The organism is Gemmata sp. SH-PL17 (assembly GCF_001610855.1).
GTDB classification, from domain to species: Bacteria; Planctomycetota; Planctomycetia; order Gemmatales; family Gemmataceae; genus Gemmata; species Gemmata massiliana.
In genome coordinates this window covers 7,717,411-7,741,580 of record NZ_CP011271.1, presented here as the reverse complement: position 1 = coordinate 7,741,580, position 24,170 = coordinate 7,717,411, and the positions used below count along the sequence as shown (strand labels likewise).

The 24,170-nt window shown below is 64.4% G+C and carries 30 protein-coding genes and 1 pseudogene; 15 read left to right on the top strand and 16 right to left on the bottom strand.

The window, feature by feature from the left end:
* The 9 genes from VT84_RS32120 to VT84_RS32085 all read left to right on the top strand — a co-directional run bounded on the left by VT84_RS32120 (position 1) and on the right by VT84_RS32085 (position 5,166).
* Positions 1–1,167 carry a hypothetical protein gene (locus tag VT84_RS32120; protein WP_082842397.1) on the top strand — a complete coding sequence of 389 codons (1,167 nt, stop codon included), beginning with the start codon at positions 1–3 and terminating at the stop codon, positions 1,165–1,167.
* Positions 1,168–1,174: 7 nt separating this feature from the next.
* The gene (locus VT84_RS32115; protein WP_082842396.1) at positions 1,175–1,678 is read left to right on the top strand and encodes a hypothetical protein; all 504 of its coding nucleotides are present in this window, start codon (positions 1,175–1,177) and stop codon (positions 1,676–1,678) included.
* A 16-nt stretch (positions 1,679–1,694) separates the two neighbouring features.
* Positions 1,695–1,919 carry a hypothetical protein gene (locus VT84_RS32110; RefSeq protein WP_082842395.1) on the top strand — a complete coding sequence of 75 codons (225 nt, stop codon included), beginning with the start codon at positions 1,695–1,697 and terminating at the stop codon, positions 1,917–1,919.
* A 128-nt stretch (positions 1,920–2,047) separates the two neighbouring features.
* On the top strand, positions 2,048–3,136 hold the full coding sequence (locus VT84_RS32105) for a trypsin-like peptidase domain-containing protein (protein WP_082842394.1): 1,089 nt from the start codon (positions 2,048–2,050) through the stop codon (positions 3,134–3,136).
* Positions 3,137–3,146: 10 nt separating this feature from the next.
* The gene (locus tag VT84_RS32100; RefSeq protein ID WP_082842393.1) at positions 3,147–3,401 is read left to right on the top strand and encodes a hypothetical protein; all 255 of its coding nucleotides are present in this window, start codon (positions 3,147–3,149) and stop codon (positions 3,399–3,401) included.
* A 4-nt stretch (positions 3,402–3,405) separates the two neighbouring features.
* Positions 3,406–3,882: a hypothetical protein gene (locus VT84_RS32095; protein ID WP_082842392.1), complete on the top strand. Its 477-nt coding sequence runs from the start codon at positions 3,406–3,408 to the stop codon at positions 3,880–3,882.
* Positions 3,883–3,887: 5 nt separating this feature from the next.
* The gene (locus tag VT84_RS39145; protein ID WP_157470075.1) at positions 3,888–4,109 is read left to right on the top strand and encodes a hypothetical protein; all 222 of its coding nucleotides are present in this window, start codon (positions 3,888–3,890) and stop codon (positions 4,107–4,109) included.
* A complete protein-coding gene (locus VT84_RS32090) occupies positions 4,106–4,300 on the top strand; it encodes a hypothetical protein (protein WP_157470073.1) in 195 nt (64 codons plus the stop codon). Before VT84_RS39145 ends, VT84_RS32090 begins: the two co-directional genes overlap by 4 nt.
* A gap of 167 nt (positions 4,301–4,467) precedes the next feature.
* Positions 4,468–5,166, top strand: a complete 699-nt coding sequence (locus tag VT84_RS32085; RefSeq protein ID WP_082842390.1) for a hypothetical protein — start codon at positions 4,468–4,470, stop codon at positions 5,164–5,166.
* An 81-nt stretch (positions 5,167–5,247) separates the two neighbouring features.
* On the opposite strand, the gene VT84_RS32080 is transcribed toward VT84_RS32085, so the two are convergent.
* From VT84_RS32080 to VT84_RS39140, 4 genes are all read right to left on the bottom strand, one after another.
* Positions 5,248–5,544: a hypothetical protein gene (locus tag VT84_RS32080; protein WP_082842389.1), complete on the bottom strand. Its 297-nt coding sequence runs from the start codon at positions 5,542–5,544 to the stop codon at positions 5,248–5,250.
* A gap of 19 nt (positions 5,545–5,563) precedes the next feature.
* Positions 5,564–5,803 (bottom strand): hypothetical protein, encoded by a 240-nt coding sequence (locus tag VT84_RS32075; RefSeq protein WP_082842388.1) that lies wholly within the window; start codon positions 5,801–5,803, stop codon positions 5,564–5,566.
* A gap of 70 nt (positions 5,804–5,873) precedes the next feature.
* Complete coding sequence (locus VT84_RS32070) at positions 5,874–6,074, bottom strand: hypothetical protein (RefSeq protein WP_082842387.1); 201 nt, start codon at positions 6,072–6,074, stop codon at positions 5,874–5,876.
* Positions 6,075–6,141: 67 nt separating this feature from the next.
* Complete coding sequence (locus VT84_RS39140; RefSeq protein ID WP_157470072.1) at positions 6,142–6,309, bottom strand: hypothetical protein; 168 nt, start codon at positions 6,307–6,309, stop codon at positions 6,142–6,144.
* Between the two features lie 146 nt (positions 6,310–6,455).
* On the opposite strand from VT84_RS39140, the gene VT84_RS32065 reads away from it, so the two are divergent.
* Positions 6,456–6,704, top strand: a complete 249-nt coding sequence (locus VT84_RS32065) for a hypothetical protein (RefSeq protein WP_082842386.1) — start codon at positions 6,456–6,458, stop codon at positions 6,702–6,704.
* A gap of 204 nt (positions 6,705–6,908) precedes the next feature.
* Here the strand turns inward: VT84_RS32065 and VT84_RS32060 are convergent, their stop codons facing one another.
* On the bottom strand, positions 6,909–7,472 hold the full coding sequence (locus VT84_RS32060; protein WP_082842385.1) for a hypothetical protein: 564 nt from the start codon (positions 7,470–7,472) through the stop codon (positions 6,909–6,911).
* A gap of 192 nt (positions 7,473–7,664) precedes the next feature.
* On the opposite strand from VT84_RS32060, the gene VT84_RS32055 reads away from it, so the two are divergent.
* Complete coding sequence (locus VT84_RS32055) at positions 7,665–8,240, top strand: cob(I)yrinic acid a,c-diamide adenosyltransferase (protein WP_082842384.1); 576 nt, start codon at positions 7,665–7,667, stop codon at positions 8,238–8,240.
* A 139-nt stretch (positions 8,241–8,379) separates the two neighbouring features.
* Here VT84_RS32055 and VT84_RS32050 read toward each other — a convergent pair whose 3' ends face one another.
* The 6 genes from VT84_RS32050 to VT84_RS32025 form a co-directional block, all read right to left on the bottom strand.
* Complete coding sequence (locus VT84_RS32050) at positions 8,380–8,802, bottom strand: cytochrome c (RefSeq protein ID WP_082842383.1); 423 nt, start codon at positions 8,800–8,802, stop codon at positions 8,380–8,382.
* 26 nt (positions 8,803–8,828) lie between these two features.
* Positions 8,829–10,286, bottom strand: coding sequence for an RNA polymerase sigma factor (locus VT84_RS32045; protein ID WP_082842382.1), 1,458 nt, complete (start codon positions 10,284–10,286; stop codon positions 8,829–8,831).
* 157 nt (positions 10,287–10,443) lie between these two features.
* The gene (locus tag VT84_RS32040; protein WP_082842381.1) at positions 10,444–12,033 is read right to left on the bottom strand and encodes an OB-fold protein; all 1,590 of its coding nucleotides are present in this window, start codon (positions 12,031–12,033) and stop codon (positions 10,444–10,446) included.
* A 124-nt stretch (positions 12,034–12,157) separates the two neighbouring features.
* On the bottom strand, positions 12,158–13,927 hold the full coding sequence (gene ilvB / locus VT84_RS32035) for a biosynthetic-type acetolactate synthase large subunit (protein WP_052551636.1): 1,770 nt from the start codon (positions 13,925–13,927) through the stop codon (positions 12,158–12,160).
* Positions 13,928–14,044: 117 nt separating this feature from the next.
* Positions 14,045–14,248, bottom strand: coding sequence for an ATP-binding protein (locus tag VT84_RS32030; protein WP_082842380.1), 204 nt, complete (start codon positions 14,246–14,248; stop codon positions 14,045–14,047).
* Complete coding sequence (locus VT84_RS32025; protein WP_082842379.1) at positions 14,245–14,760, bottom strand: hypothetical protein; 516 nt, start codon at positions 14,758–14,760, stop codon at positions 14,245–14,247. The genes VT84_RS32030 and VT84_RS32025 overlap by 4 nt, the downstream gene beginning before the upstream one ends.
* Before the next feature lie 781 nt (positions 14,761–15,541).
* Here VT84_RS32025 and VT84_RS32020 point away from each other — a divergent pair.
* Positions 15,542–17,254: an NADPH-dependent assimilatory sulfite reductase hemoprotein subunit gene (locus VT84_RS32020; protein ID WP_082842378.1), complete on the top strand. Its 1,713-nt coding sequence runs from the start codon at positions 15,542–15,544 to the stop codon at positions 17,252–17,254.
* 16 nt (positions 17,255–17,270) lie between these two features.
* Positions 17,271–17,726 (top strand): annotated as a pseudogene (locus VT84_RS42565) (SMI1/KNR4 family protein); the annotation flags it as partial.
* Between the two features lie 142 nt (positions 17,727–17,868).
* Here VT84_RS42565 and VT84_RS41415 read toward each other — a convergent pair.
* Together VT84_RS41415 and VT84_RS32010 are read right to left on the bottom strand one after the other, a co-directional pair.
* Entirely contained in the window at positions 17,869–18,264 is a 396-nt protein-coding gene (locus VT84_RS41415; protein WP_082838126.1) for a hypothetical protein, read from the bottom strand.
* A gap of 17 nt (positions 18,265–18,281) precedes the next feature.
* Entirely contained in the window at positions 18,282–18,683 is a 402-nt protein-coding gene (locus VT84_RS32010; protein WP_082838127.1) for a transposase, read from the bottom strand.
* Between the two features lie 120 nt (positions 18,684–18,803).
* Here VT84_RS32010 and VT84_RS39785 point away from each other — a divergent pair, with 120 nt between their 5' ends.
* Entirely contained in the window at positions 18,804–18,941 is a 138-nt protein-coding gene (locus VT84_RS39785) for a hypothetical protein (protein ID WP_162271911.1), read from the top strand.
* A gap of 254 nt (positions 18,942–19,195) precedes the next feature.
* Here the strand turns inward: VT84_RS39785 and VT84_RS32005 are convergent, their stop codons facing one another.
* From VT84_RS32005 to VT84_RS31995, 3 genes are all read right to left on the bottom strand, one after another.
* A complete protein-coding gene (locus VT84_RS32005; protein WP_082842376.1) occupies positions 19,196–19,885 on the bottom strand; it encodes a superoxide dismutase in 690 nt (229 codons plus the stop codon).
* Between the two features lie 115 nt (positions 19,886–20,000).
* Entirely contained in the window at positions 20,001–20,690 is a 690-nt protein-coding gene (locus VT84_RS32000; protein ID WP_157470070.1) for an RluA family pseudouridine synthase, read from the bottom strand.
* Positions 20,691–21,073: 383 nt separating this feature from the next.
* Entirely contained in the window at positions 21,074–22,516 is a 1,443-nt protein-coding gene (locus VT84_RS31995; RefSeq protein ID WP_082842375.1) for a S41 family peptidase, read from the bottom strand.
* 237 nt (positions 22,517–22,753) lie between these two features.
* On the opposite strand from VT84_RS31995, the gene VT84_RS31990 reads away from it, so the two are divergent.
* The gene (locus tag VT84_RS31990) at positions 22,754–23,986 is read left to right on the top strand and encodes a TIGR03000 domain-containing protein (protein ID WP_082842374.1); all 1,233 of its coding nucleotides are present in this window, start codon (positions 22,754–22,756) and stop codon (positions 23,984–23,986) included.
* Positions 23,987–24,170 lie beyond the last annotated feature (184 nt).

Sequence of the window (24,170 nt, the reverse complement as noted above, 5' to 3'; positions counted from 1 at the left end):
ATGGCGTTCGACGGACTCACCTTGAACCCGGGTTCGGGCGGCGCGGTGCTCGCGACCGACTCGTTCACGGACACCGATTCGCAAAACCGGATCATGCCGTTCGGGGCGGTCGCGTTCGGGGAGCTGGGCGGCCCGTACACCCCGGTCGATGAGGAGCACGGGTTCCCGGTCCATCAGCAGACCGGCGCGACGTGGGCCGTGTCGCTCGCCGCGATCCCGTTGGCGCCCGGCGCGGCAACGGCCACGTTGCAAGCCGCGCAGGGGGCGGTGCTCGAGTCGATCGACGCACGGCTCGCGGGCACGCTGGCGGTGGTCGGGGCCGTGACGATCGGCGACGGGGGCGGGTCCATCACGGTGGACGGTACGGTCGCGGCCACGCAATCGGGCGCGTGGACCGTGAGCGTTTCCGGGACCGTACCCGTGTCCGGCCCGCTCACCGATACGCAGCTCCGCGCCTCGGCCGTGCCCGTGTCGCTCGCCTCGGTCCCGACGCACGCGGTGACGCAGTCGGGCGCCTGGTCCGTGAGCATCACCGGCACGCCGGCGGTGACGCTCGGGGCCGCGATCCCCGCGGGCACGAACAACATCGGCGACGTGGACGTGCTCACGCTCCCCGCGGTCACCATTGCCGCGGCCCAAACGCTCGCCACGGTCACGACCGTGGGCACGGTCACCACGCTGACCACGTGCGCCACGGTCACGAACCTGGCGCAACTCGGGGGCCAGGCGGTGGCGATGGGCACGGGCACCCGGAGCGCGGGCACCCAGCGCGTCACGATCGCGACCGACGACACGGTGCAGGCCGCGGCGGTCGCGGCCACGGCCGGGGGAACCACCCCGTACTCGTTCCTCTCGACCGCGGCGGTGCAGGCCGCGGCGATCAAGGCGAGCGCGGGCCAGGTGTACGGGTTGCGGTTCTTCAACAAGAACGCCTCGCCCGTGTACGTGCGGCTGTACAACCAGACGACCACGCCGGGCACGAGCGACACGCCGATTTACCGGTGCATGGTGCCCGGGAACACGGCCGTGGGCGGGTTCGTGGACACGATCCCCCCGGGCATCACGTTCGGAACCGGAATCGGCATCCGGGTCACCGCGGGCGTGGCCGACAACGACGCGACCGCGCTCCCGGCGAGCGACGTAATGGGAAACGTGCTCTACAAGTGAGGGCGCTATGGTCGGCGGGTGGATCAACGCGTTCCTCAACCTGCTCGGGCTCGGCGGCGGGGGCTCCGCGCCGGGCACCCCGGGCACCCCGGGCGGTGCGTTCCGGCGCGCGCTCCCGACGTGGGGCCGCACGCTCGAGCGCGCGCCCTCGACCTGGTCGCGGACCTGGAGGTATGACCCGATGGCACTGGCAACCGAGGGCGTGGCCGTGGTCGCGGCCGAGAGCGACGACCGGGACTATGCGTTCGACCTGTCGCGGTGCCCGGAGATCCGGGCCGGGGCGACGATCACCGGGGGCGCGATCGTGGGCGGGTCCGGGCTGTCGATCGGAACCGTGTCGGTGCTCGCCGCGGAGTTCGACGAGATCCCGGCCGGTGAGGGGCTGTCGGTGCGCATCAGCGGGGGCACCGGGGGCACGACGTACAAGCTCGCGTGCAAGGCCACGCTCTCGACCGGGCGCGTGGTGACGATCCCGGGGCGCCTGGTCAAGCTCCCCGACTACTCCACCTGACCCGAGGGCGTTCACCATGACGGCACCCGTCCCGATCAAGAGCGGCGCGGAGCTGCTCGAGGAATACGACCGGCTCACGGCCGAGCTGCGCCGGGCGCTCCGGACCACGCGCGAGCTGCAACAGAAGTGGCAGGCGTGCCGGGACCAGATCAAGCGCCGGACCGACAGCGCGGCGAGCGGTTGGGACGTGAGCGTTCACGTTCACGACACGTCCCCGCACGTGCCCCTCGGTACGGCTTAACACGGGGCGCGGTCCGGGTTCCTTTTTTTTGGCCATTGCAATAGGTAGTACCGATCAATTTCGCGTAGTATGATCGTTACTTCCTATTGCGTCTCGCGTACCCACTTTGACCCACGAGGCCCACCCTCATGTTCCGCGCTCGCCTGCTCGTGCTCCTGGCGCTGCTCCTCACGGTGCCCGTCGTGTCGGCCGCCCCGGACCGGATGCTCGTTCCCGAACCGCTCCCGCAAAAGCTCGCGCTCGAGGGGCCGACGAAATACAAGCCGTACCAGCTCGTGCGCGTGAAGGCGTCCGGGCTCGACCCGAAAGCCGGAATCATCTGGCGCGTGTACCCGAGCCAGGACGTGCAGCGCGCGACGACCCCGCGCGGGATTCTCGAGTTCGCGGCCCCGCCCGGTACCTACCAGATCGAAGCGCTGGTCATCACCACCGGGGCCGACGGCGCGATTTCGGTGGATGAACAAGCGATGTCGGTGGAAATCGAGAGCTGTTGCGACAAGGCGCCCCCGATCGTTCCGCCCACACCGCAACCGCCGATCAAGCCCAAGGCGAACCCGGTGGCCGCGCTGGGCAAGATCCAATTCGGCAACGCGGGTTGCACCGCAACCGTGATCGGGCCACGGCGAGCCGATGGGAAATGGGACGTGCTCACCGCGGCGCACTGTGTCACCCACGTGGGCGTCGGCGCGAAGGGCTCCATGACGCTACCCGACGGCCGGAAGCTGGCGATCAAGGTGGGGAGCATCTACGAAACGCCGGACTGCGCGTGGCTCACGACCGAGGACGCGACACTCGCGGACCTGCCGTTCGCGGAGATCGCGGCGAGCAACCCGCCTGTAGGGACCAAGATTTGGCACAAGGGGTACGGCGTTGATGTCCCGGGCAACCGCGAGGACGGCGAGATCACGTTCGCTCAGGACGGCAACGGTCAGCTCCAAATGTCGTTGTCCGTTTCCTCGGGCGACTCGGGCGGGGGCATCTTCCGCGACGACACGGGCGAGCTGATTAGCTGCGTGTGCTGTACGACGGCGAAGGGCCAGAAGGCGCGCGTGTGGGGCTGCGCGGCGGACATCGCCCGCAAGTACCGGCCCGGCGCGAGCGGAACAGAGACGTGGACTCCAATTGAGATCCCGGACGCCGGCATCGGCCCCGTCAACGTGTGGGAGCCGGTGGACATGCCGACGCGCAGAGTGCTCGAGGTGACAACCCTCAAGTGAGGTAGCCCGCGTGATCGGGGTGGCGTGCCATCGGTGCGACAAGTTCAACACGCGCACGAACTGGCCGCCCCCGTTGTGGCCGTGTGCCGGGTGCGGGCAACCGCTCCCGGTGATCGTGGCGACCGGTGCCGAGGCCCGGTGCCTGCCCTCGGCCGTGGTGAGGCGCGAGCGCTCACGCGGGCCGGACGTGTGGTTCGTGGTCGGTGTGTGCGGCGGGGTGCTCTCGACCGTGGGGTTACTCGAGCTGTTCAAACTCTTGAGGTAATGCCGTGGATCTGCTGCTCGTCGCCCTGGCGCTCGTCCCGCTCGAGTGGGTTTTGTTCCCGTTTTCGATCGCGTTCACAATAGGGCACACGGCCGAGGAAGTGATCGGCGACGGCGGGCCGTTCTGGTGTTACTACCGGCGGCACTTCGGGCGCGGGATCGACGACATCCTCGGTGTCATCCTGTTCTCGACCCTCGCGGGCATCCTCATTTTGCTAGCGATTTACGGCTATCTCTGCGGGTCGGCTTTCTGCCTCGGCGTGTTGATCGGTGCGCGGTTCGGTGATGCGTGGCTCTCGCACGTGTGCATGCGGAACACTGCCCCAGGCCCAAACCCGGGGCTTGCAACTTCGCTCCTCTACCTGGTGGAAGTCGCGGTAGTGACTCTCTCCGGGGTTCCCGTCTCGCCCCTCGGGTTCACGATCGCATGGGGCGCGTTTGCCGCGTTCTGGGTTGTCTCGTTCTTGATCCGCAAGAGGTGATTGCCGTGGCCGAAAGCACCAAGAGTTACGCCGAACGACTGAAGGATTGGGCTCTGTATGCCTCTGCGATCCTCGCGCTGTCGATCGCCTCCGCGCTCGCTCAGCGGTGGTTGGGGAAGGAAGTTCCTCTTCCTCCCCCGCCTGTAATCCTGGTCACTTCGGGGGTTGATGGGATCACCCCGGTAGTGCAGGTTTTCCCCTCACCCGATCCCTCAAAGGATAAATGATGCTTCACCTACACCTGAACGTGAACCTCGGCGGCGGCGACGTTCGGCAGTTCACCGCGCTCGGCGACGGTACCCTGCTCAAGCTGGCCCTCAAGTGGGGGCCGGTCATTGCCGCGATCTTCGGTCTGAAGCTCCCGGACCTCTCGGGGCTGGTCAGCGAAGCGAAGGAGCCGGCGGTTGAAACCAAGTAAGTAACCACACAATCCAAGCGAACAACTGCGGGCGGCAAGCTCAAATTGGCTTGCCGCCCGCACTGCATTTCTTGGGTCTCGTTTACTGGCTCCCCATAGGCGCGTCGTATTAAGGTTGCGATAATCTCGTGCCGATAGATACGACTTGCCAAAAGGAGAATTCGCCAATGACCTGTCTCATCCGCGGCGCGGCGCTTTGTCTGGTGGTTGCAACTAGCTCGGTTTTGAAGGCCGAAGAAGTAGTAGAAGAGGGGATTTCGGCCGCAAAGAAGGCGATCAGAAAGGACGATTTCAAAAAGGCCGTTGAGATCCTCGACAAGACGATCGCCACCATTGGAAGCGACAAGAAGGTGCGCACGGAAGAGGAGATCTCCCCACTTTACGCTTGGCGAGCCAAGGCTCACATGGGACTCAAGGACTATGCCAAGGCGGTTGCGGATTGCAAAAAGACCGTCGAACTTGAGCCGAAGAACAACGATTATCTGCACCAAGCCGCGTGGCTAACCGCAACCGCCCCTGACGAAAAGGCCCGGGACGGGAAATACGCCCTGGATTGTGCGGTAAAGGCGTTGACCATTGCTAAAAATGCCCCATCTCCGACCGCTCAAATCAGGGACTACTACGTCGCGCTTTATTCCGATACTCTCGCCGCAGCATGGGCTGAAACGGGAAATTTCAAAGAGGCAGTTCGGGCCGAAAATGAGGCAATCAAACTGATCGAAGGAACCTCACTGGCGAAGAAGGGGGAATTGGATAACGTTTGCTTCATTGTCGATCGCGATGTGGATGAAATTCGCCCGCTGTTCAACGGCGCGAAAAATCGGCTCGCGCTCTACCGCGACATGAAACAGTACCGCCTCAAATAAACAACCCGCCCCAAGCATCCTTGCGTGAGGCGGGCAGCGCCCCCACCCGGAAGGGTGGGGCAACCGGGGACGCATCTTGCGTCAGCCGGCAGTCTGCTGTGGTTGGCGCTCGCGCTCGTATTCACCGTACTCCGCGGCGTGGCGGCCTTTCTCCGTGAGCTTGTAGAGGGTGCGGAACTGCACCGGCTCGTTGCCCGCAATAGGCTTCCCCTCGGCACGTTCGATTAAGCCCTCCTCAATAAGCTCGTCGAGGAACTCCCCCGACTTCGTGAAGCGGGTCGGTACGATGCGGATTTCGCGGCCGAGGACGGCTTTCCCCTTCGCACGGGCCAGAACGCGGAGTTGTTGCCAGGTGGCGTGTTTGATCGGAAAAAGCATCTGATTGACTCGCTGGGGTTTAAAGAGCAAGGGCGGCAGTGCGGAACTCGGCCACGTCGAGCAACCGCTCGGAGTGCGGCACGTTGGCCTGAATCACTTCCATATGCGGGTTGTGTGCCGGATCGCGAACGAGCACCACGGCCACGATCTGGAAATCGCGAGCGATCGAGCTGGCCGCGGCACGCGCGTTGATTTCCGTGCGATGCACCCCGCACAAGTTCCAGCCCGATTCGACTGTGTACCCAACCACCTTGAACACGGGCGATCCTCCGAGCGGGCCGCGGAAACGACCGGGGTACTACGCTTCCTCCGGCCGCACTCCACGTGCATCACGCCACCTTCAATTCCGCGGCACCGGGTTCCTCTGCGACGGTCGCGACCAGTTCGACGGCTTTTGGCATCGGGACGTTGACCGTGATCTTCACCATCCGCGAGGCAAGCCCCACGTCGGCCTGCAGGTCGCCGGCATCTTTGGAGACCACATACTCGCCCTGTTCATCCACGAGCACCCACACTTCGACTTCGACCATGATCCGCACTCCCGAGGGCGTTTAGGGAAAGCGGGCGGGCCACTGCGACCCGCCCCGGTTGTCTCGCTCACTTCTTTGCCGCGATGTCCTGGCACTCGTCGCATTCGTAGTTTTCCAGGTCCGCGATCGACTTCGGGACGAACAGGGTCTGGAGGCACGTGCCGCACATCCGCAGGGTGATTCGTTCACCGAACTGGGCTTCGGTTGCTTCGGGCTGGCGGTTGTAGCAGGCCATTTCGTCTCTCCGTGTCAGGTGTCTCGTTCGCGTCACACCGTCAATGTAATACGCGGCATACCGCATATTAACCGCAAAAAGAAAAATTTACATGCGGTATGCTATGCAGTAGAATTGGGAGTGACACTAAACCGCGGAGTGGCTACATGGTCGCAATGGCAAAGAAGAAGCCCAAAGGCGGCAAGCACACCACAAACCGCAAGCCCATGCTGCTCCCAGAGGCGTGGGATGCGATCGCGCAAGAGCTGGCGACCGCGGCCGGTCAGCCGAAGATGTGGAAGGTGGTCGAACTGCTGAAGCGAGAGGCCGAGGCAAAGGGGATGACGAACTTACCCCGGCCGCCGTGGGTAAAAGAGAAGCCCGAGGAAGAGGGCGACGAGAAGCCGAAGAAGTGATTTCGGTTGAAAGTTACTACTGCAAAAGCGAACAAGGGCGGGTGGTGTCTGGACACCACCCGCCCTTTAGTTCAAGGCTTGAGACTCGCAAATCGTGCGTTTTCTCGGCAACTTGCTAATTTTTTGTCGGTCAGAAATATTTGCCATAAACACAACAGCAATCGGGATTTATGGAATCCCGATTGCCGCGACTTGTGGGCTAGATCAATAGCGGGTCAAGTCCTGCGTGATCTGACGCTGCGTTTCCGCATCCGGCCCGACGTACAGGTGCAGGTGGTCCTTGTCGATGTAGATGACCTGGACCCGCTGCTTCTTGACGTACACCGGGAACGGGTAGTCCGACTGCACCAGTTCGGTGTAATAAATCACACATTCCCAGTGGCAGTGGTGCAGTTGCGCCTGGCCGACGAGCGGGAAGAAGCGCGGCGGATCGATCTTATCCACGAGCCGGTTCTTGACGATCACAATGTCGTCGCGGAACGTCTCGTAGAAGTACGGCACCCCGCGCGGCACCCGCGGCATCGCGCGAAGCACTTCCTGGTCGCTCGGCGCGTCTTCACAGATCGGGTCCGGGTACCCGGCACGGAGCGGCGGCATGATCGGCACGCGCCCGTCGTTCTTGTGGTTGAGCTTCTGCTCCATCCGCTCCGCGGTCCACGGCTGCACCGGGACCGGCGTGAGCAAACCGAGCGTGAACGGGTTGCAGCCGGATGCGCCCGCGAGGACGCCCACCGCCAGCACCCAGAGTTTACGACGAATCCAGGACATACTCCCCTCCGAGCCATGACGGTTCAGCTGTGTGTGCCAGATGTATCGTCCGTGCGGAGCGGAGAGTTTAAACCGAAGTTCTAAGTTCTCGGTTCCGTATCGAAGATTTCAAAACCGTGTTGGCTGCCGGGGCAAACGGCGCAAAATACGGGCGTGGGAGCGTCGCCCGAACCCGAACGGGAACCCGGAACTATGGTGTTTCTCTCTCGCATTTACACGAAGTCCGGCGACACGGGCGAAACCGGCCTCGGGGACGGCTCCCGCGTGCCCAAAGATGCCGTTCGCGTTGAGGCTTACGGCGAAGTAGACGAGCTGAACGCCGTTCTGGGACTCGTCACCGCGAACTGCCCCGACGGTCCCGAAAGTAAGCTGCTCCGGGTCATCCAGAACGACCTCTTTGATGTGGGGGCGGACCTGTGCGTGCCGCTGACCGATCACGAAGATCCGGGAAAATCGCTGCGCGTGGTGCCCGCACAGTACGAGCGATTGGAGTGGGCCATCGATCGGCTGAACGAAGACTTGCAGCCGCTGCGGAGCTTCATTCTGCCGGGCGGAACGCAGGCCGCAGCGTGGTTGCACCTGGCGCGTACCGTGTGCCGACGCGCCGAGCGCACAGTGGTCACGCTCCAGCGCACAGAGCCAGTGAACCCGCACGCACTGATCTACCTCAACCGGCTCAGCGACTTCCTGTTCGTGCTCGCCCGCGTTGCGAACGATGGCGGAAAGGGAGACGTGTTGTGGGTTCCGGGCGCGAGCCGCGAGGGGTGAGGTGCGCAAGAGAGAAATCACAGACGCAAAAGAACAGAACCGCAGATCACGCGGATGAACGCGGATAAACGCGGATAAAACCAACGAGCGAATTTGAACATGCTCTTCTGGCTTGATCCGCGCGATCCGCAGTTTTTCGTTACCGCTCACCCGGAACACCGCCGTAGGAGTGGCACGAGGCACACGATTTCGTCAGCCCGGTGAACGCCTCGTTTGCCGCCTTCTTGTCCTTGTTGCCAGCGGCCTTGTTCAGCGCGGCGGCGCTCTCGATGTACTTGTCGGGCGATTTGTAGTTGAGGTTCACCTTCTTGAACGCCTCGCTCATCGCCGTGAACGCTTTCGCGTCTTTGGCGATCTCCTCCCAGTTGGGCGAATCCTTCTTCAGTTCCGCGAGCGTGCGCGCGTGTGGCGATTTCGCGCCGTCGTGCGCGTCCTTCATCATCTTGGCAATTTCCTTCTTCGTGAGCTTCGCTTCGTCCTTCTTTGGCTCATCGGCGGTCAGGCCGCTCATGGCCAGCATCGCAGCGCCGAACAGCGTCAGCGCGAATACGATTTGTCGCATGGCTTTTCTCCTGGAATTGAAGGGGGTTACTTTTTCTCGGTCGCGTGGAGTAAGTCGGCGGGAGCAAAATCGTCCGGCTTGACGCGAGCAGTGGATGCGAAGAACCCGACCAACGAACGGCGCGTGAACCCGACCGCTTGCCACAGGTTCTTGTCGCTGCTGTCCTGTACGAAAACCACCGGTTCGTTCGCGCTCGTCACCTCGAGAAGACGGGCCACCGGGGTATTGGGTGAAACCGGTACCAGTTTCAGGCTCGCGCCGTATGCCGCGACACGCGGACCGCCCGTATTGAACGATGCCTGGTCCACGGTCATGATTTCGAGCGGCCCCTTTTCACCGTAAATCAATCTCTTTCGCAACGAATCGGACGCGACCGCGACCACTACCGGTTGCCGGCGGAAGAATTCCACGAACGTCTCGTGCCGATCAGAGACAACGGTGATGTCGCCGGCCGGGTTCACCAGCACGAACCGGGCGCTTTTCGCAGCACCCGCGTTCTCCCCGGCGGGCTTATCTGCTCCCGCGATCGCGGTGGAGGCTGGCGCGGATTGCGCCCAGGACGGCGTGGCATCGTTTGATTGCGCCAAGCGCGTCTCGACCGACTCGAACGGGAACGATTTCGTACCCGAAACCGGAGGCACGATTCGCGGGCCGAACCCGCCGCACGCCCACACAGTTGCCGTGCCGGTCCCGGCGATACCGATTACAGTGAGTAACGCCACGGTCACAGTTCGGAGTTTGCTCGACATCATGGCTCGTATGACCTCCTGCGCCAGCGCCTCCGCGCTGGGCGAAGGGGCGAGTAACAAAGCGGAATAAGAGAGTATCGGAACCGCGGATGCGTGATTCGCTCCGAGCGCGGCCACCAGTCCCGTGGCCGGAAGCACAATCCCGCGTCGCGTGAGACGGTCGGCGAGCAGAGAGCGCCCGCGAGCGAGCCGGCTCGCCACGGTCCCCTCGGACCAACCGAGGCGCCCGGCCGCTTCCGACCGGGTGTGCCCTTCCAGATCGCAGACCACCACTGCTGCACGGTATGTGTCCGGCAACCCGCTGAGTTCCTGATCGATTACTTCCCGCAAATCGTTACTCACCGGTTCCGGTCCGGGGACTTCGACGGTTAGTTCCTGTACCCGGCGACGCGAACTCGCATCGCGCCCGCGCCGGGCCACGTTCACCGCGACGCCGTAGAGCCAGTTCCCGAGCCGGTTCCGCGGCCGAACGGCTTCCGCCTTGCGGAGCAGCACAATAAACACAGCCTGGAACGCATCGTCCGCGTCGGTGTCGTTGCGGAGCACCCGGCGGCACACCCCGCGGACCATCGGCCCGTGCCGCCGAACGATCGCCGCGAACGCCTCGTCCGCGATTTGTGGCGCGCCGCGAACGCCCTCGCGGTGAGCGAGGAAATCGCCGAGCAAGTGCTCGTCGGTCGCCTCGCCCTCGTGCTTTGAGAGCCGGGATTGCAATCGGTGAATCAAAGAACGCATACGTCACACTCGCCGGAGCCCCGCGAGCGGCCGACCCGCGGTTCTGCCATTCTTTCCCGCGCGCCGGGGTGAATTGATCCCAAAAAGTGCGCGAGATGAAAAAAAGAGCCGCCCCAATTCGCGGAGCGGCTCGAAACGGCATTTGAAATGCGAATGCCTACGGCACGATCCAGGCCCGGTTGATGTAGATCACGTTGTCGGACGAACTGGAGTATTCGCCCTTGATCTTGAGCCGGTCGCCCACCTTCAGTGCGGCGGTCTGCTTTCTGGTATCGAACGGGAGCGTCACCTTGATCCGAACCGTACTCTTCTTCAGGTTACCGACAACGTATACCGACTGCTCGCCGTCCTTGCTCTCGACCACCGCGTTGGTAATGGTAATTGGTTTGTCTTTGTACTTTTCGTCGGTTGCTTCATTGTTCCGGCCGTATTCCGCGAGCAGGAGCGCGGCGCTCACGGTTGGGGCGGGATCGACACCCGTGCTCTCAACGGTCGCGTTCAGGACGTCCACGAACAGATCCCCGGTCAGTCCAGAGCACTTGCCCTTGAGCGCCAGAGTTTGACCGCGCGAAACGTTCAGCACCTTGTTCACATCGGACTTGGAGACGACGACGCGAACCAGTGTACCGAGGGCCTTACCCGGGGCCGGAGGGACACCCTCCAACAGTGCCTGAACCTCGCCATCGAACCCGAAACTGAGATCGTCCAACTTGCCCTCAACGAGGACGTTCTTGTTCTTGTATTTCTCGTTCGCGGTGGTCGCGTTGTCCTTGTAAGCCCCGGCCAGTTCCGCGGCCGTCACCGAGACACCCGGCCCCCCGCCCGGCGGGTACTGTTGCATAAACCTGAAATCGTTCACCTCGCCCTCGCGCAGCGCGGCCCCGCTCTTGGGGCGCCACTCTTTCGCCTGGAGGCGCGCGTTCCCGTCGGCCGTCGGGTGAAACGCGGCAATAATGTAATCGTCGCCGTTCTGCCACACGACGGCGCGCTTCTGACGAACCTTGTCCGCCCAAGCGTCCGCGCGCTGGGGATCGGTCGCGAACACCTTCGGCAAATCTGCGTCGGTGGCCACCCGTCCGCTGCCCAACTTCGCGTCGGTCTCCGTCCGGGTGACGGTCCCAACTTCCAGATCGGCGTAGCTGAACGAATTCACCCGGAGGTTCATCTTGTCGACCGCTTCGACGATATCATCTTTGGCCTTCTTCGCCTTGGAGTACAACCACCACCCGCCGTACCCGACCCCGCCGCAGCACGTGAGCAGAGTGCCGCACAGGATCGCGACGATAATGATCGGCCCCTTTCCGCCCTTTTTGCCCTCCGGCTGATCGTACTCGTCGTCGCGCGGGCGCCGGCGCCGAACCGGGCGATCGTCGTCGCCTCGGTCCGCGTCATTGCGGCCCTCCTCGCCCGGGCCTCTTCGTCGCGCGGGTCGCTCCTCGTCTTCGTCGCGTTCGTCGCTCGCGGGCACCGGCGCCACGGGCCGACCGGTCGGGCGCCCGACGATCTTCCCGCCCCTAGACGGCGCGGGTTCGTCCAGCCCCTCGAACGGTGCGGGAGGGGGAGCCGGGGGCGGTTCGGGGACCGGAATGGGCGGCATCACCGCGCGCGAGGGCGGGGGCGCGGAAGCCCCCGATGGTGTCGCGGGGATCACGCCCCCGCACTTCGGGCACCGCACCGCGCGCCCGGCGAACTCGTCCTTCACCGACAGCGTCGCCGAACACGACGGGCACACCAAACGCACCGGCATCGGACCCTCCTCAAAAAAGCGCGGAACGCGGATCGCGTGCCGTCGAGTGTATACGCCCGTTCGCACAGTGAAACGAAAAAAGCCCGGCTTGTGCCGGGCCTCTTCGGGGTCGCGTTGCGCTTGGTTACGCCCGGATGATGTCCTTCACGGTCGCCCCGGCGGGGATCATCGGGAGCACGTGCTCCTGGTGCGGTACGTGGACGTTCAGCAGGAACGGCCCGGGCGACTCGATCATCTCCACGAGGGCCGCGTCCAGGTCGGCCTTGTCCACGACGCTCTTCGTCGCGACCCCGAAGCCCTCGGCGATCTTGCAGAAGTCGGGGTACGGCGGGTGCTCGTCGCCCGCGCCCAGGTAGGTGTGCCCGCGGTTCGAGCCGAAGAACCGGTCCTCCCACTGCATCACCATCCCGAGGTGCTGGTTGTTGAGCAGCAGCACCTTGGCCGGGATCTTCTCCGCGTAGGCGGTCGCGAGTTCCTGCACGTTCATCAAGAAGCTGCCGTCGCCGTCGATGTCGATGACGAGGTTGTTCGGGAACGCGACCTTCGCGCCCAGCGCGGCGGGCAGCCCGAAGCCCATCGTGCCCAACCCGCCGCTGGTGATCCACTTGCGCGGCGTGTTGAACGGGAAGAACTGGGCCGCCCACATCTGGTGCTGGCCCACACCGGTCGTGATGATCGTGTCGTTGAGCTGGTTGCGGTCGCGGAGGATCTGCCACAAGCGCCGGATGGCGTACTGCGGGATGATGAAGCCGTCCGGCTCCGTGAACTTGAGCGGCTCGGCCTCGCGCCAGGCGTCGATCTGGCGCCACCAGTCCGGGTAGCGCCCGCCGGCGGTGAGGTCCGCGTTCTTCGGCTCCTTCAGCAACGTGTTGAGTTCCGTCAGCGCGTGCTTCACGTCGCTGTGGACCGGCACGTGCGCGAACTTGTTCTTGTGAATTTCGCTCTTATCGATATCGATGTGAACGATCTTTCCGTGTTTAGCAAATTCCGTGAGCTTGCCCGTCACGCGGTCGTCGAACCGCACGCCCAGCGCGATGAGCAGGTCCGCTTCGTTGATCGCGTAGTTGGAGTACACCGTGCCGTGCATGCCGAGCATTTGCAGACACAAGTAGTGCTCGGACGGGAAGTTACCGAGGCCGTGGACGGTGAGGCCGACCGGCGCCCCGACCAGTTCCGCGAACTCTTTCAGTTCCGCCGCGGCGTCGCTGTGCGTCACCCCGCCACCGGCGTAGATGAACGGCTTCTTGCTCGCGCGGATCGCCGCGATCACGGCTTCCAGTTCCGGGCGCGGGGCCTTGCGCACCGGCCGGTAGCCGGGCAGGTCCATCGGCGGGTCCCAGTCGGGGACGATCGACTTGGTCTGCACGTCCTTGCACACGTCGATCAGCACGGGGCCGGGGCGCCCGGTGGTGGCGATGTGGAACGCCTCCTTCACCACGCGCGTGATGTCCTCGGTGCGGGTGAGCAGGTAGTGGTGCTTGGTGATGCCGCGGCAGATCTCGACCATCGGCGTTTCTTGGAACGCGTCGTTACCGAGAACGTTGGTGCTCACCTGCCCGGTGATGAAGATGGCCGGGATCGAGTCCATCTTCGCGTCGGCGATGCACGTCACGAAGTTCGTAGCGCCGGGGCCGCTCGTGGACATGCACACGCTGGCCTTGCCGGTGGTGCGGCAGTACCCGTGGGCCATGAACCCGCCGCCCTGCTCGTGCCGCGGGAGGATCGTGCGGAGCTTGTCCGGGACGCGGGTGAGCGCCTGGTGAATCGGCATGCTCGCGCCGCCGGGGTACGCGAATACCGTGTCGACCCCGTGCCGGATGAGGCTGTGAACGAGGATGTCGGCCCCACTCATGGGGGTGTTGGCGGGGGTCGGGGTCGTGTTCGGATCGGCCATTTCTGGTCGCCTGGTTAGTGGGGAGATCGCAAACTCTCTCGACATCGAGAGATTAGTATACCGATCTGCCGCGGGTCCGGGAACGGATTCGGGCGAAGATGTGAGAGCCGCCCGGCGTCACCCTCCAATCGATTTTAGACGGATCGCGTCCGTCGGACACACGAGTTCGCACACCGAGCACGAAACGCAGTCGCGGGGGCGCGGGAGCCACGGGCGCGGGCCGCCCATCGCGAGGCAGTCCGCCGGGCACGCGGTCACGCAGTCCCCGCACCCCGTACAGCGGGCCACATCCAGGACCGGCAGTTCGCCCAGCGGGTTCATTCGTGGGCCTCTTCGTCCGCGAGGTCGATCACGTCGTCCGCCGGTTCCGCGCGGCGCAAACGCGGTTTGGGCTTCGGCTTATCGGCTTGTGGTGCGGGTTCGATGACGATCCCCGCCCGAACCGTTGCGGCCCCCATGAGTCCGCTCACCACGTCTTCGAGCACGGGCCGGGTGAGTGGCGGAAACAGCGCGTAGCGCACCCCGAGGTCGAACAGGGCCGAGGTCCACGCGACGCGGTCCGCATCGTTGAACTTCACATCGCTGATTGCGATCACCGGCACATCGGGGCACGAGCGGTTCGCATCGGAAATCAGTTCGAGCGCGGGCGACTTGTCGTCGGCCGGGTCCACTTGAACCACCAGCACCGATGGCCGTCGAGTGCGCACGAGCGCGATCGCGCTATCGGCGGACCGCGTGCCGCGCACCAGCCACGCGCTGTCGGTGGCGAGATCACCCAACAATCGTGCGATCCAACCGTCCGTCTCGACGATCACCAGTTGCGGCGCACGCACGGCAATTCCACCCGGGGTCCGATGGCTAACATTTGCTAACGTTTCCGGAGCGACCGGCCGCACTCATTTTACCACAAGATATGCGAGATATTACAGTTACGAACAACGATCTCTGAATCTCATGTTAGCTTTCTTTGCTCGTGAACGAGCCGCGACCGCAAGGGAGCGGGCGGCACAACGGGCTACCGCAATGGCCCATACGGGAAGCCACTGCACCGCTCCCTTGCGGTCGCGGCTCGTCCGATCATCCTCGTACCTCAAATCTCAATCACGATGACTGCCCGCCGACCACCTCGATCAGTTAGCAGAATTTGCTAACAATCCTCCAAAATCACATGTTTTCCGGCTAACATTCCATCAATAATGGCCCCAAAAACTCCATTTTTCACCGACCAACTTAACGCCCAATTGACCGACCATCGCAATCCAGATATTACCACATTGATTGATGTGAACACAAGATCACATTGTAAATTCACAGGGATTCGCCCCTGTGCTACGAAAGTCGGCCCTCCGGGGTGAAGGACGAAAACCGGGAGGCACCCTGCACTAATTATGCGCATCTTATTCTCGGTGCGATGTCAAAAACCAATGCATTTCCACACCGAGAAGGGGCCGGTCTTCGTAGCACAGGACGGGAGCACTGTACATCTATACTTGAAAATCGCCGCCATCAGTCAGTTCATAGATGAACATTATGTGGCAAAGTGGCCTTCCGAATCGGCCGATGAGAAGTAAAACAAAAGTATAGAGAGCCGCGATCACCTGTACGGGTTCCGAGATGTCTGACGAAACTGAACCGAAATTGTCCCCGGTTGAAGGGCACAAGGTCGAGGGGCGCTACCTCCGCGGGACGCTCCCGGAGGAGCTCGCTGATGACTCCATCGACCACCTGAGCGACGCCAACAAGAGCCTCATCAAGTTCCACGGCAGCTACGAGCAAGAGGACCGGGACGCCCGGAAGAACCGCGCCAAGGCCGGCGTGGGCAAGGCGTACATGTTCATGATCCGCCTCAAGCTCCCGGGCGGGAAGCTCACCGCGGACCAGTACCTCGCGCTCGACGACATCGCGGGCGAGTTCGCCAACGGCACGCTCCGGCTCACGACGCGCCAGAGCATCCAGTTCCACGGGGTGCTGAAGGGCAACCTCAAGGCGACGATGGCGGCGATCAACGCGACGCTCGTGACCACGCTCGGCGGGTGCGGCGACGTGAACCGCAACGTGCTCTCGTGCCCGGCCCCGCTCCCGGACCCGACCCGCGCCCGGATGATGTTCGACTGCGCCGCGGTCGCCGAGCACCTCGCGCCGAAGGCCGGGAAGCAGTCGTACCACGAGGTCTGGCTGAACGGCGAATCGGTGCAATTCTCCGACGACGCGAGCGTCGCGGAGCCGATCTACGGCAAGTCGTACCTCCCGCGCAAGTTCAAGGTGGCGTTCGCGCTGCCGCACGACAACTGCACCGACCTCCTCGCGCAGTGCCTCGGGTTCCTCGCGATCACCGAGAACGGGAACCCGGTCGGCTACAACGTGTTCGCGGGCGGCGGGCAGGGCCAGAGCAACGCCAAGCCGGACACGTACCCGCTGCTCGCCCAACCGGTGGGCTTCATCGAGCCGACCGAGGTGCTCGGGGCAGCCGAGGGCATCATCAAACTGTTCCGCGACCACGGGAATCGCTCCGACCGCAAGCGCGCGCGACTCAAGTACGTGATGAAGGATTGGGGAGTGGAGAAGTTCCGCGAGGTGTTCTACCGCGACTACTTTACCGGCCCGCGCCGCGCGCCCCGCGTGGCGGAAATCACCGGCTTGGATCTGCACCACGGCTGGCAGAGCATGGGCGGCGGGAAATTCTTCCTGGGACTGTCTGTGGAGAACGGCCGCATCAAGGACGAGGGCTCGGTCCGGCTGCGCTCGGGGCTGCGGGCGATCGTCGCGAAGTACCGTGCGGACGTGCGCATCACGGCGCAGCAGGACATCATGCTGTGCGGGCTGTCGATGGACGACCGCGCCGGCGTCGACTCGATGCTGAACGAGTACGGCATCCCGCGGCCCGAAACGCTCTCGCAGGTGCGGCGCTGGAGCATGGCGTGCCCCGCGGTCCCGACGTGCCCGCTGGCGATCACCGAGAGCGAGCGGGCGCTGCCGGGGTTGGTCGGGCAACTCTCGGGCGTGCTCGCGGACCTGGGGTTGGCCGACGAGCAGATCAGCGTGCGCATGACGGGTTGCCCGAACGGGTGCGCCCGGCCGTACCAGAGCGAGGTCGGGATCGTCGGGCGCGGCGGCACGAAGTACACACTGTACATCGGCGGCGACAGCTACGGCCGGCGCCTGAACACCGAGATCCAGGACGGCGTGCCGATCGACCAGATCGCGCCGAAGCTGGGCAAGGTGTTCGCCGCGTTCGCCGCGGAGCGCACGAAGGGCGAACTGTTCGGCGACTATTGCTCGCGCGTGGGGCTGCCGAAGCTCAAGGAGCTGCTCGGCGCGCCGGCGTAATCCGGAGGACTCGCCCGTGGCAGAAGCGGACAAGCCGTGGGACGCAGTGTTCAATCAGGTGCGGGTGACCCGTTGGCCGGGGTGTGTCTACCCGCACCCTCCGCAAATCTCCGAAAGCTCATTAGATGCGGCCGAAAAGCAACTCGGTACCCGGTTTCCCGAAAGCTACCGCGCGTTTATGACGCGCTTCGGTCCGGGTGAGATTGAAGGCCGGATCTCTCTACGCCGCCCGACGGCCGAAGAGATTGGTGACGAGACGGGCGGCTACCACGACTTCTTGGAAGGCCTGGCTGAGCGTTTCGCCATCGATCCCGCGTGGATTCACCAGCTCGTACTTTTCGCATCGGATGGTTTGGGAGATGCTTACGGTTGGCACCCGGCGGAGATCACGTCTTCCGCCCCACACGAGTGCCGCTTCTACCACATACAAAGAGCACCGCTGTACCCTCCACACGTGGTGGGCAATACGTTTGTCGATCTTCTCCATTGGGCTGTGATAGAAGCCACAGAAGGGCCGACGGAGGCTATTCAAGGATTCCAATTCACGCCGCGGGCGTTGCGTCTAAGAACGACGCCGAAACACTCCGACGTGCAGAACTGGCTCTTCTTTAGGACTACCGGACAAAACCCGATCGTAAGAGGATCACGCAAGCCGCCATCTGGCACCAGCCGAGGTAGTTGCGCGCGTTGCGGTCGCGCCGCCTGCGGACCCGGCCGAACTGGGCGAAGAAGTTGTGACACCGCTCGACGGCGTTGCGCACCTTGCCGACTCCGGGGCGCTTCTGACCACGGCCGGGAGCGTACAACCGGAACCCCTGGGAACCGGCTCGGCCCCGCGACGGTTCGTTCCCGTATGCACCGTCCGCTCGGGCGGTTGGTCGGCCCCGCTCGTCGGTCGTGTCGGTCGGCACCTCCGGGGCCGGCGCACGAACGACCAGGGCCGCCAGCACCTTGTGGGTCTGGCAGCCGTCGTTGGCCCCGGCTTTGGTGACTACGACCGCCAGGGGCATGGCTCGCGCGTCGCTCGCTATGTGGATCGCCGTGCCCGACTTGCCGCGATCAACCGGACTCGGCCCCGAAGCTTCGCCCCCTTTTCCGACGGCTTCTTGGACCCGTCGAGGAGGATCTGGTCCCAGTTGATCCCGTGCAACCGCTGGTACCGCTCGGCCAGTTGTTGCCACGCCCGAAGAAACGCATCCTCGCGGAGCCAGTCCTTGAGTCGGCGTTGGACCGTCTTGTACGACGGGAAGCACCACGGGAGCAACTCCCAACTAATGCCCGAGGCCAGGACGTACAACAGCGCGTGAAGGCATTCCCGATTGCCGCACGGCGGGCGACCGTTGCCGGACCAAACCTTGGTCGGCAGGACCGGCTCAAAGACCGCCCAGATGCCTTCCGGTAGTTCGCGGGCCAGATCCTTCAGTTGCATGGACCGAATCCTGAGCAGAATGGGTGCCGATCAGGATAGGCGACTTCGTAGTTTTGTCCGGTAGTCCTTAACAACCGTACCGCGCGCCTCATTGCCCGCTCGATCCGCGACCAGGGCCGCGTGGAGGCGTTCCCCATTCTGGCCGACGCACTTCAAGAAGCGGGCTGCACAAACGCGGACCTGCTCGACTCGTGCCGTACCGGTGACCCGGACATTGATGGCGCTTGGGTGCTTCAGGTGCTCTTGGGTAAAGGGTGAGTCAATGGGCACACAGGGCTCCCGCCCGGTGCTACGAACACCGGCCACTCCACGGCGGGGCATCGAAGGTACTTGGTTTCCGGTGACCGGTCCGCGCCCAGTCGTCACCCGTTCGGGGCGTCCTAGCGCGGCCCATCAGTTGCGCAAACGCAGGTTTCGTGCCGGCCAGTGTCGGGTGACAGCCGCCCGGTGAGGTGCACACAATCAAATGGGACGACCGACCGGTGCCGACCGGCCGGTCGCCAAGACGCGGCTCACTTCTTCTCGAACAGAGCGGCGACGAAGTCCCAGTTCACGACGCTGAACCACGCATTCACGTAGTCCGCGCGCTTGTTCTGGTACTTCAGGTAGTAGGCGTGTTCCCACACGTCGCACCCGAGCAGCACGGTGTGGCCGTCGGTAATGGGGTTGTCCTGGTTCGCGGTCTTCACCAGGGCCAGCGGTTTGTCTTTACCCTTCACCAGCCACGCCCACCCGCTGCCGAACTGCGTGGTCGCGGCGGTCGCGAATTCCTTCTTGAAACCGTCGACGCCGCCGAAGCTCGCTTCGATGGCCTTCAGCAGTTCGCCCTTCAGCGGGGTGCCGCCCTTCGTCATCATCTGCCAGAACCACGAGTGGTTCAGGTGCCCGCCGCCGTTGTTGCGCACCGGCGCTTGCAACTCCATCGGGAGCTTCTTGTAGTCGCGCACCAGTTCCTCGATCGGCTTGCCCAGCCACTCGGTCTTGGCGAGCGCCTTGTTCAGGTTGTCCACGTAAGTCTGGTGGTGTTTTCCGTGGTGGATCTCCATCGTCTTCGCGTCGATGCTCGGCTCGAGGGCGTCGGTCGCGTAGGGCAGTTTGGGCAGCGTGTACCCCTTCGCGTCGTCCGCGCGGCCGAACGAGGGGAGGGCCAGCGCCGCGGCGCCGGCGGTAGCGGAACGCAACAGTTCGCGACGGGAAATCATGTGGGAAGGCTCCTACGGAGGTTGAGAGCGACAAGTGGGCAGGAGCATCGTAGCGACGCGCACCGGCCGACGCCACCGGCTCGTGCCGAAGTTGCGGATGCACTCCGTGTGCCGGCTATCGTGCGAGTGACGCGCTGAGGAGCGAGGACCAGTAGGCCGGCAGCGGGGCCTCGACGGTCAGTTCTTGCTTCGTGAACGGGTGCGTGATGGTCAACCGGCGCGCATGAAGTGCAACGACGTGGTCGCGCGGCAGTTCTGCGGGCGGCCCGAACGCCCGCGTGCCGCCGTACATGGCGTCGCCCAGCACCGGGTGCCCGCGCCACGCGGTCTGAACCCGGAGCTGGTGCATCCGCCCCGTGAGCGGTTCGAGTTCGATGTGCGTGACCGAATCGAGACGCTGGAGCACGCGGTATTCGAGCGTCGCGAGTTTCGCGCCCGGCGCTTCCGCCTCCGCGCGCTCGACGCGCGCCTCGTCCGCGATCTTGCGAATCCAGTCGTCCCACGCACCGGCATCGGAATCCACGACGCCTTCAACGAGCGCCCAGTACACCTTGCGCACGCTGCGTTCGGCGAATTGCGCGTGGACCCGCTGTGCGGCCTTGGTGTTGCGCGCGAAGCACACGACACCGCTCACGGGCCGGTCCAGCCGGTGCGGAACGCCGAGGTACACCCCGGCCGGCTTCGCGTACTTCTCTTTGATGTAAGACTTGACCAGCGCTTCGAGATTCGGCACGCCGGGCGGCGCTTGTGTGAGCAGCGGCGCCGGCTTGTTCACGATGAGCAGGTGGTGGTCTTCGTACAGCACTTGGAGCGTCGAAGAGAAAGGGGGAGGCGGTTCGGAGGAAGAGAAGGGGTGAAGGGGTGAAGGGGTGAAGGGGTGAGAAGACACCCCAGCATTGGCGCCGGTTGCGGCCTTGTCGCTCTGCTCGTTCCGTTCGTTCGACTCTGCCACCCGCGCACCCTTTCGCCACGCTCGCCCTTGCGTTGGTGGCACAGGCCTCTGGCCTGTGGTAGCGCCTCCACAAGCCAGAGGCCTGTGCCACCAACAGAGTTTCACCGGCCGGCTTACACCGGCCGTTCGCCCAGACTTTTGACCAACCGCGAGTGTCAACGAGCCGGGGCATTTCTCACCCCTTCACCCGCTCACCCGTTCGCCCCTTCTCTTCCGAGCCCCTTCACCACCAGAGTTCACCCGAGGATCATCTCCGGCAGCCGGCGGGCGGGTGCTGGAGCGAGGCCCACGCCACCGATACTCTTCTTGAGCACCTCGACGGCTTTATTTAGCGGCTGGTCCACGAACGGCTTCGAGTCGTCCACGAGCGGCTTGCCGTCCAGCCCGCGCGGGTTGGGAGCGGGCGGCGGCTTGGGGCCGACGACGTCTGGCTTGCCCGCAACCCAGTGAATCCGCAACTGCTCCACGTCCGCGCGGATCTTCTCGTCCTTCGTCATCGGCACACTGATGTCGGGCTTCACGCCCCACTGGTCCGGCGCGTCCTCCGAAGCACGAACGCGGTCGATGTTCGCCCCGCTCGGGCGCCAGTACGTCTCGGTCGTCAGCTTCACTGCGGCCTGCTGATCCCCCTGCCCGCCCAGGCGCAGGAGCTTTTGCACGCTCCCCTTACCGTAGCTGCGCTCGCCGATAACGACGGCCCGCTTGTGGTCCTGGAGCGCGGCCGCCACGATCTCGCTGGCGCTCGCGCTGCCGTCGTTCACCAGCACCGCGATCGGCTTCTGCTCGGCCGGGAGGAAGATCGTGCCGTCCTTCTTGGCCTCAAACACGCGCTCCTTGTTGTTCCGGTTCCGCGTGCTGACGATCTTCCCTTCAGTAAGGAACAGGTCCACGACTTCGACCGCCTGAGTCAACAGCCCGCCGGGGTTGTCGCGAAGGTCGAGCACGAGCGCCTTCCCGCCGTCGCGCTCGATCTCCTCGACCGCAGCCTTCAGTTCCTTCGCGGTGAGTTCGTTGAACGCGCTGAGCCGGACGTACCCGATGCCGTTGGCCTTGTCGAGGAACCACTCCCACTTGCTCGGGTCGTCGGTCCGGCGCCGGATGCCGGAAACGGGGTGCTGCGCGATCTGGGCGCGGGTCAGCGTTACCTCTTCGTCGGCGGGGTTGCGCCCGGCCCGGCGGATGGTGAGCTTGACCGGCGTCCCCGGCTCGCCGACGACGAGCTTCCGCGCGTCGGGCACCGTAAGCCCTTCGGTGGACTTACCGTCGATCTTCACGATGAGGTCGTCGGCGATGATCCCCGCGTCGTATGCGGGCGTGCCCGGTGTGGGGTGGTTGACCTTGAGGAACTTCGTCGGCGGGTCGATGGTGAGCAGGATGCCGACCCCGCCGAAGCTCCCCTGCGCGTCGGACTCGAACCGCTTCAGTTGCTCCGCGTTGAAGTATTCGGAGTGCCGGTCGAGCTTCTGTAACCCGCCATTGATCATTTCCTCGACGAGCTGCTGCTTCTCCTTCTCCGTCAGTTCGCGGTAGAAGTTCGCGTCCACCTCCGCGAGCACGTTCACGAGCTGGCGCACGCGATCGTAGTCCCGGTCCGGCGGGGGCGCGCTAAAGCAGATCGCGAGCGCCAGCCCGACCATCGCCGGCACCACCAGGAACCAGGCCAGATTGCGAAGCGGCATGTCGTCTCCTCGGTGACCGGCGCCAGTTACGCGCCCCGCCGAACACCAGAACGCCAAACGTATCGGGTTGTGCCGATTATACGTGACGGGCGTGTCGCGCGGGAGTTGAACCTGCCCCGCATATCCCGATGTAAAAATTACTTCAAGTCGATTTGCCCACTCAAACCCCGCCGGTTATCCTCGCGCTGTAGGCTTTTCAAAGCCCCCAATTTAACAGACCATTGGGCGGGTACCGCAATGTATAGCATCGTGCTGATGACCGCGCTAACGGCATCCCCAGATACGCCACAATTTAACGGCTACTTCCGCGACCTCTTCCACGGCAGCAGTTGTAACGGGTGCTCCGGCGGGGTGCGGTACAGTTGCTACGGCGGCGGGTGCTCCGGGTCGGTCGCGTACCCGGCCTCGTGCAGCGGGTGCTCCGGGTCGGCGTGCTACGGATCATCCTGCTACGGCTCGTCTTGCAGCGGATCGTCCTGCTACAGCTCGTCGTGCTGCGGCGGAGTCTTCGGGCTCGGCTTCGGCGCCCGCGTGCGGAGCTGGTTCGAGCCGTCGGGGTGCTGCGGGTCTCGCAGTTACAACTGCTCGGGGTACTCGTGCTACGGCTCGTCCTGCTCGGGTTCGGGTTACTCGTGCTCGGGGTACTCCTGCTCCGGTTCCGCGTACTCGTGCTTCGGGAGCAGCCTCTCGTGCCAGGGCGGATACATGGTGTACCCGCCGTCGGGAGGCGACTCGTTCCCCCCGTACCCGGGTCAACCGATGATCCCCTACGCTTCCCCGAACCCCGCACCGGGCGAAGCCGGGCTGTACCCAGGGACGGCTCTGTCCCCGACGACGACCGTCGCGAACGCCCAGACCGGGCGCGCTTCGGTCAACGTGAAACTGCCCACGGACGCCCGACTCTTCGCGGACGGCCGGCCGCTGAACCTGACCGGCGCGGAGCGCCAGTTCGTTTCTCCGGAACTGCCGCTGAACCAAGACTTTGTGTACAACTTCAAGGCAGAATACGATCGCGACGGTGAGACCGTGAGCGTGACGAAGAAGGTCACGGTGCGGGCCGGTGCGACGTTCACGGTCGAGTTCACGAGCCTGAGTGCGGCGGCCCCGACCGCGTCGGGCGCTGGCAAAACGACATCGAATCCTCCTGCGGCTCCCGCGGCTCCTGCATCGAAGGAACCGACGAAGGCCGAGCCGCCGCTGCGCGACGCGCCGACCGGCTCCGGTGACCGCGCGACGATCACCGTGAAGCTCCCGCCGGGCGCGACCCTCTACGTCGACGATCGCAAGAGCCCGTCGAAGGACGCGGTCCGCCAGTTCGCGACCCCGCCGCTGCCCGCGAACCGCGAGTTCGCCTACCTGCTGAAGGCCGAAGTCGTTCGCGACGGCCAGCCCGAAACGCTGAGCCAGAAGGTTCCGTTCCGCGCCGGCGAGCGGATCACGGTGGATTTCACCTCGCTCGGAAACAAGTAAGATCACACGATGCGCCCGGTGTCATTTCAGGCACCGGGCGAATTTCCGTTCGCGCACTTCATCATTCCTACACATCTTCATTATTTCTTCGTTTGAAAGATTTCCGCGCTCGTCTACTATTCTCATACGCCCACGCCTCTCCTGCCCCAATTTAGACGCCCGCACCCGACCCGTTCGCGTGTGG

What these genes read in the sequence shown, in the direction of transcription:
- VT84_RS32120 (WP_082842397.1), top strand. Translation starts at nt 1, where the DNA reads ATGGCGTTCGACGGACTCACCTTGAACCCGGGTTCGGGCGGCGCGGTG.
- VT84_RS32115 (WP_082842396.1), top strand. Translation starts at nt 1,175, where the DNA reads ATGGTCGGCGGGTGGATCAACGCGTTCCTCAACCTGCTCGGGCTCGGC.
- VT84_RS32110 (WP_082842395.1), top strand. Translation starts at nt 1,695, where the DNA reads ATGACGGCACCCGTCCCGATCAAGAGCGGCGCGGAGCTGCTCGAGGAA.
- VT84_RS32105 (WP_082842394.1), top strand. Translation starts at nt 2,048, where the DNA reads ATGTTCCGCGCTCGCCTGCTCGTGCTCCTGGCGCTGCTCCTCACGGTG.
- VT84_RS32090 (WP_157470073.1), top strand. Translation starts at nt 4,106, where the DNA reads ATGATGCTTCACCTACACCTGAACGTGAACCTCGGCGGCGGCGACGTT.
- VT84_RS32085 (WP_082842390.1), top strand. Translation starts at nt 4,468, where the DNA reads ATGACCTGTCTCATCCGCGGCGCGGCGCTTTGTCTGGTGGTTGCAACT.
- VT84_RS32080 (WP_082842389.1), bottom strand. Translation starts at nt 5,544, where the DNA reads ATGCTTTTTCCGATCAAACACGCCACCTGGCAACAACTCCGCGTTCTG.
- VT84_RS32070 (WP_082842387.1), bottom strand. Translation starts at nt 6,074, where the DNA reads ATGGTCGAAGTCGAAGTGTGGGTGCTCGTGGATGAACAGGGCGAGTAT.
- VT84_RS39140 (WP_157470072.1), bottom strand. Translation starts at nt 6,309, where the DNA reads ATGGCCTGCTACAACCGCCAGCCCGAAGCAACCGAAGCCCAGTTCGGT.
- VT84_RS32065 (WP_082842386.1), top strand. Translation starts at nt 6,456, where the DNA reads ATGGTCGCAATGGCAAAGAAGAAGCCCAAAGGCGGCAAGCACACCACA.
- VT84_RS32060 (WP_082842385.1), bottom strand. Translation starts at nt 7,472, where the DNA reads ATGTCCTGGATTCGTCGTAAACTCTGGGTGCTGGCGGTGGGCGTCCTC.
- VT84_RS32055 (WP_082842384.1), top strand. Translation starts at nt 7,665, where the DNA reads ATGGTGTTTCTCTCTCGCATTTACACGAAGTCCGGCGACACGGGCGAA.
- VT84_RS32050 (WP_082842383.1), bottom strand. Translation starts at nt 8,802, where the DNA reads ATGCGACAAATCGTATTCGCGCTGACGCTGTTCGGCGCTGCGATGCTG.
- VT84_RS32045 (WP_082842382.1), bottom strand. Translation starts at nt 10,286, where the DNA reads ATGCGTTCTTTGATTCACCGATTGCAATCCCGGCTCTCAAAGCACGAG.
- VT84_RS32040 (WP_082842381.1), bottom strand. Translation starts at nt 12,033, where the DNA reads ATGCCGGTGCGTTTGGTGTGCCCGTCGTGTTCGGCGACGCTGTCGGTG.
- ilvB (WP_052551636.1), bottom strand. Translation starts at nt 13,927, where the DNA reads ATGGCCGATCCGAACACGACCCCGACCCCCGCCAACACCCCCATGAGT.
- VT84_RS32030 (WP_082842380.1), bottom strand. Translation starts at nt 14,248, where the DNA reads ATGAACCCGCTGGGCGAACTGCCGGTCCTGGATGTGGCCCGCTGTACG.
- VT84_RS32020 (WP_082842378.1), top strand. Translation starts at nt 15,542, where the DNA reads ATGTCTGACGAAACTGAACCGAAATTGTCCCCGGTTGAAGGGCACAAG.
- VT84_RS41415 (WP_082838126.1), bottom strand. Translation starts at nt 18,264, where the DNA reads ATGCCCCTGGCGGTCGTAGTCACCAAAGCCGGGGCCAACGACGGCTGC.
- VT84_RS32010 (WP_082838127.1), bottom strand. Translation starts at nt 18,683, where the DNA reads ATGCAACTGAAGGATCTGGCCCGCGAACTACCGGAAGGCATCTGGGCG.
- VT84_RS32005 (WP_082842376.1), bottom strand. Translation starts at nt 19,885, where the DNA reads ATGATTTCCCGTCGCGAACTGTTGCGTTCCGCTACCGCCGGCGCCGCG.
- VT84_RS31995 (WP_082842375.1), bottom strand. Translation starts at nt 22,516, where the DNA reads ATGCCGCTTCGCAATCTGGCCTGGTTCCTGGTGGTGCCGGCGATGGTC.
- VT84_RS31990 (WP_082842374.1), top strand. Translation starts at nt 22,754, where the DNA reads ATGTATAGCATCGTGCTGATGACCGCGCTAACGGCATCCCCAGATACG.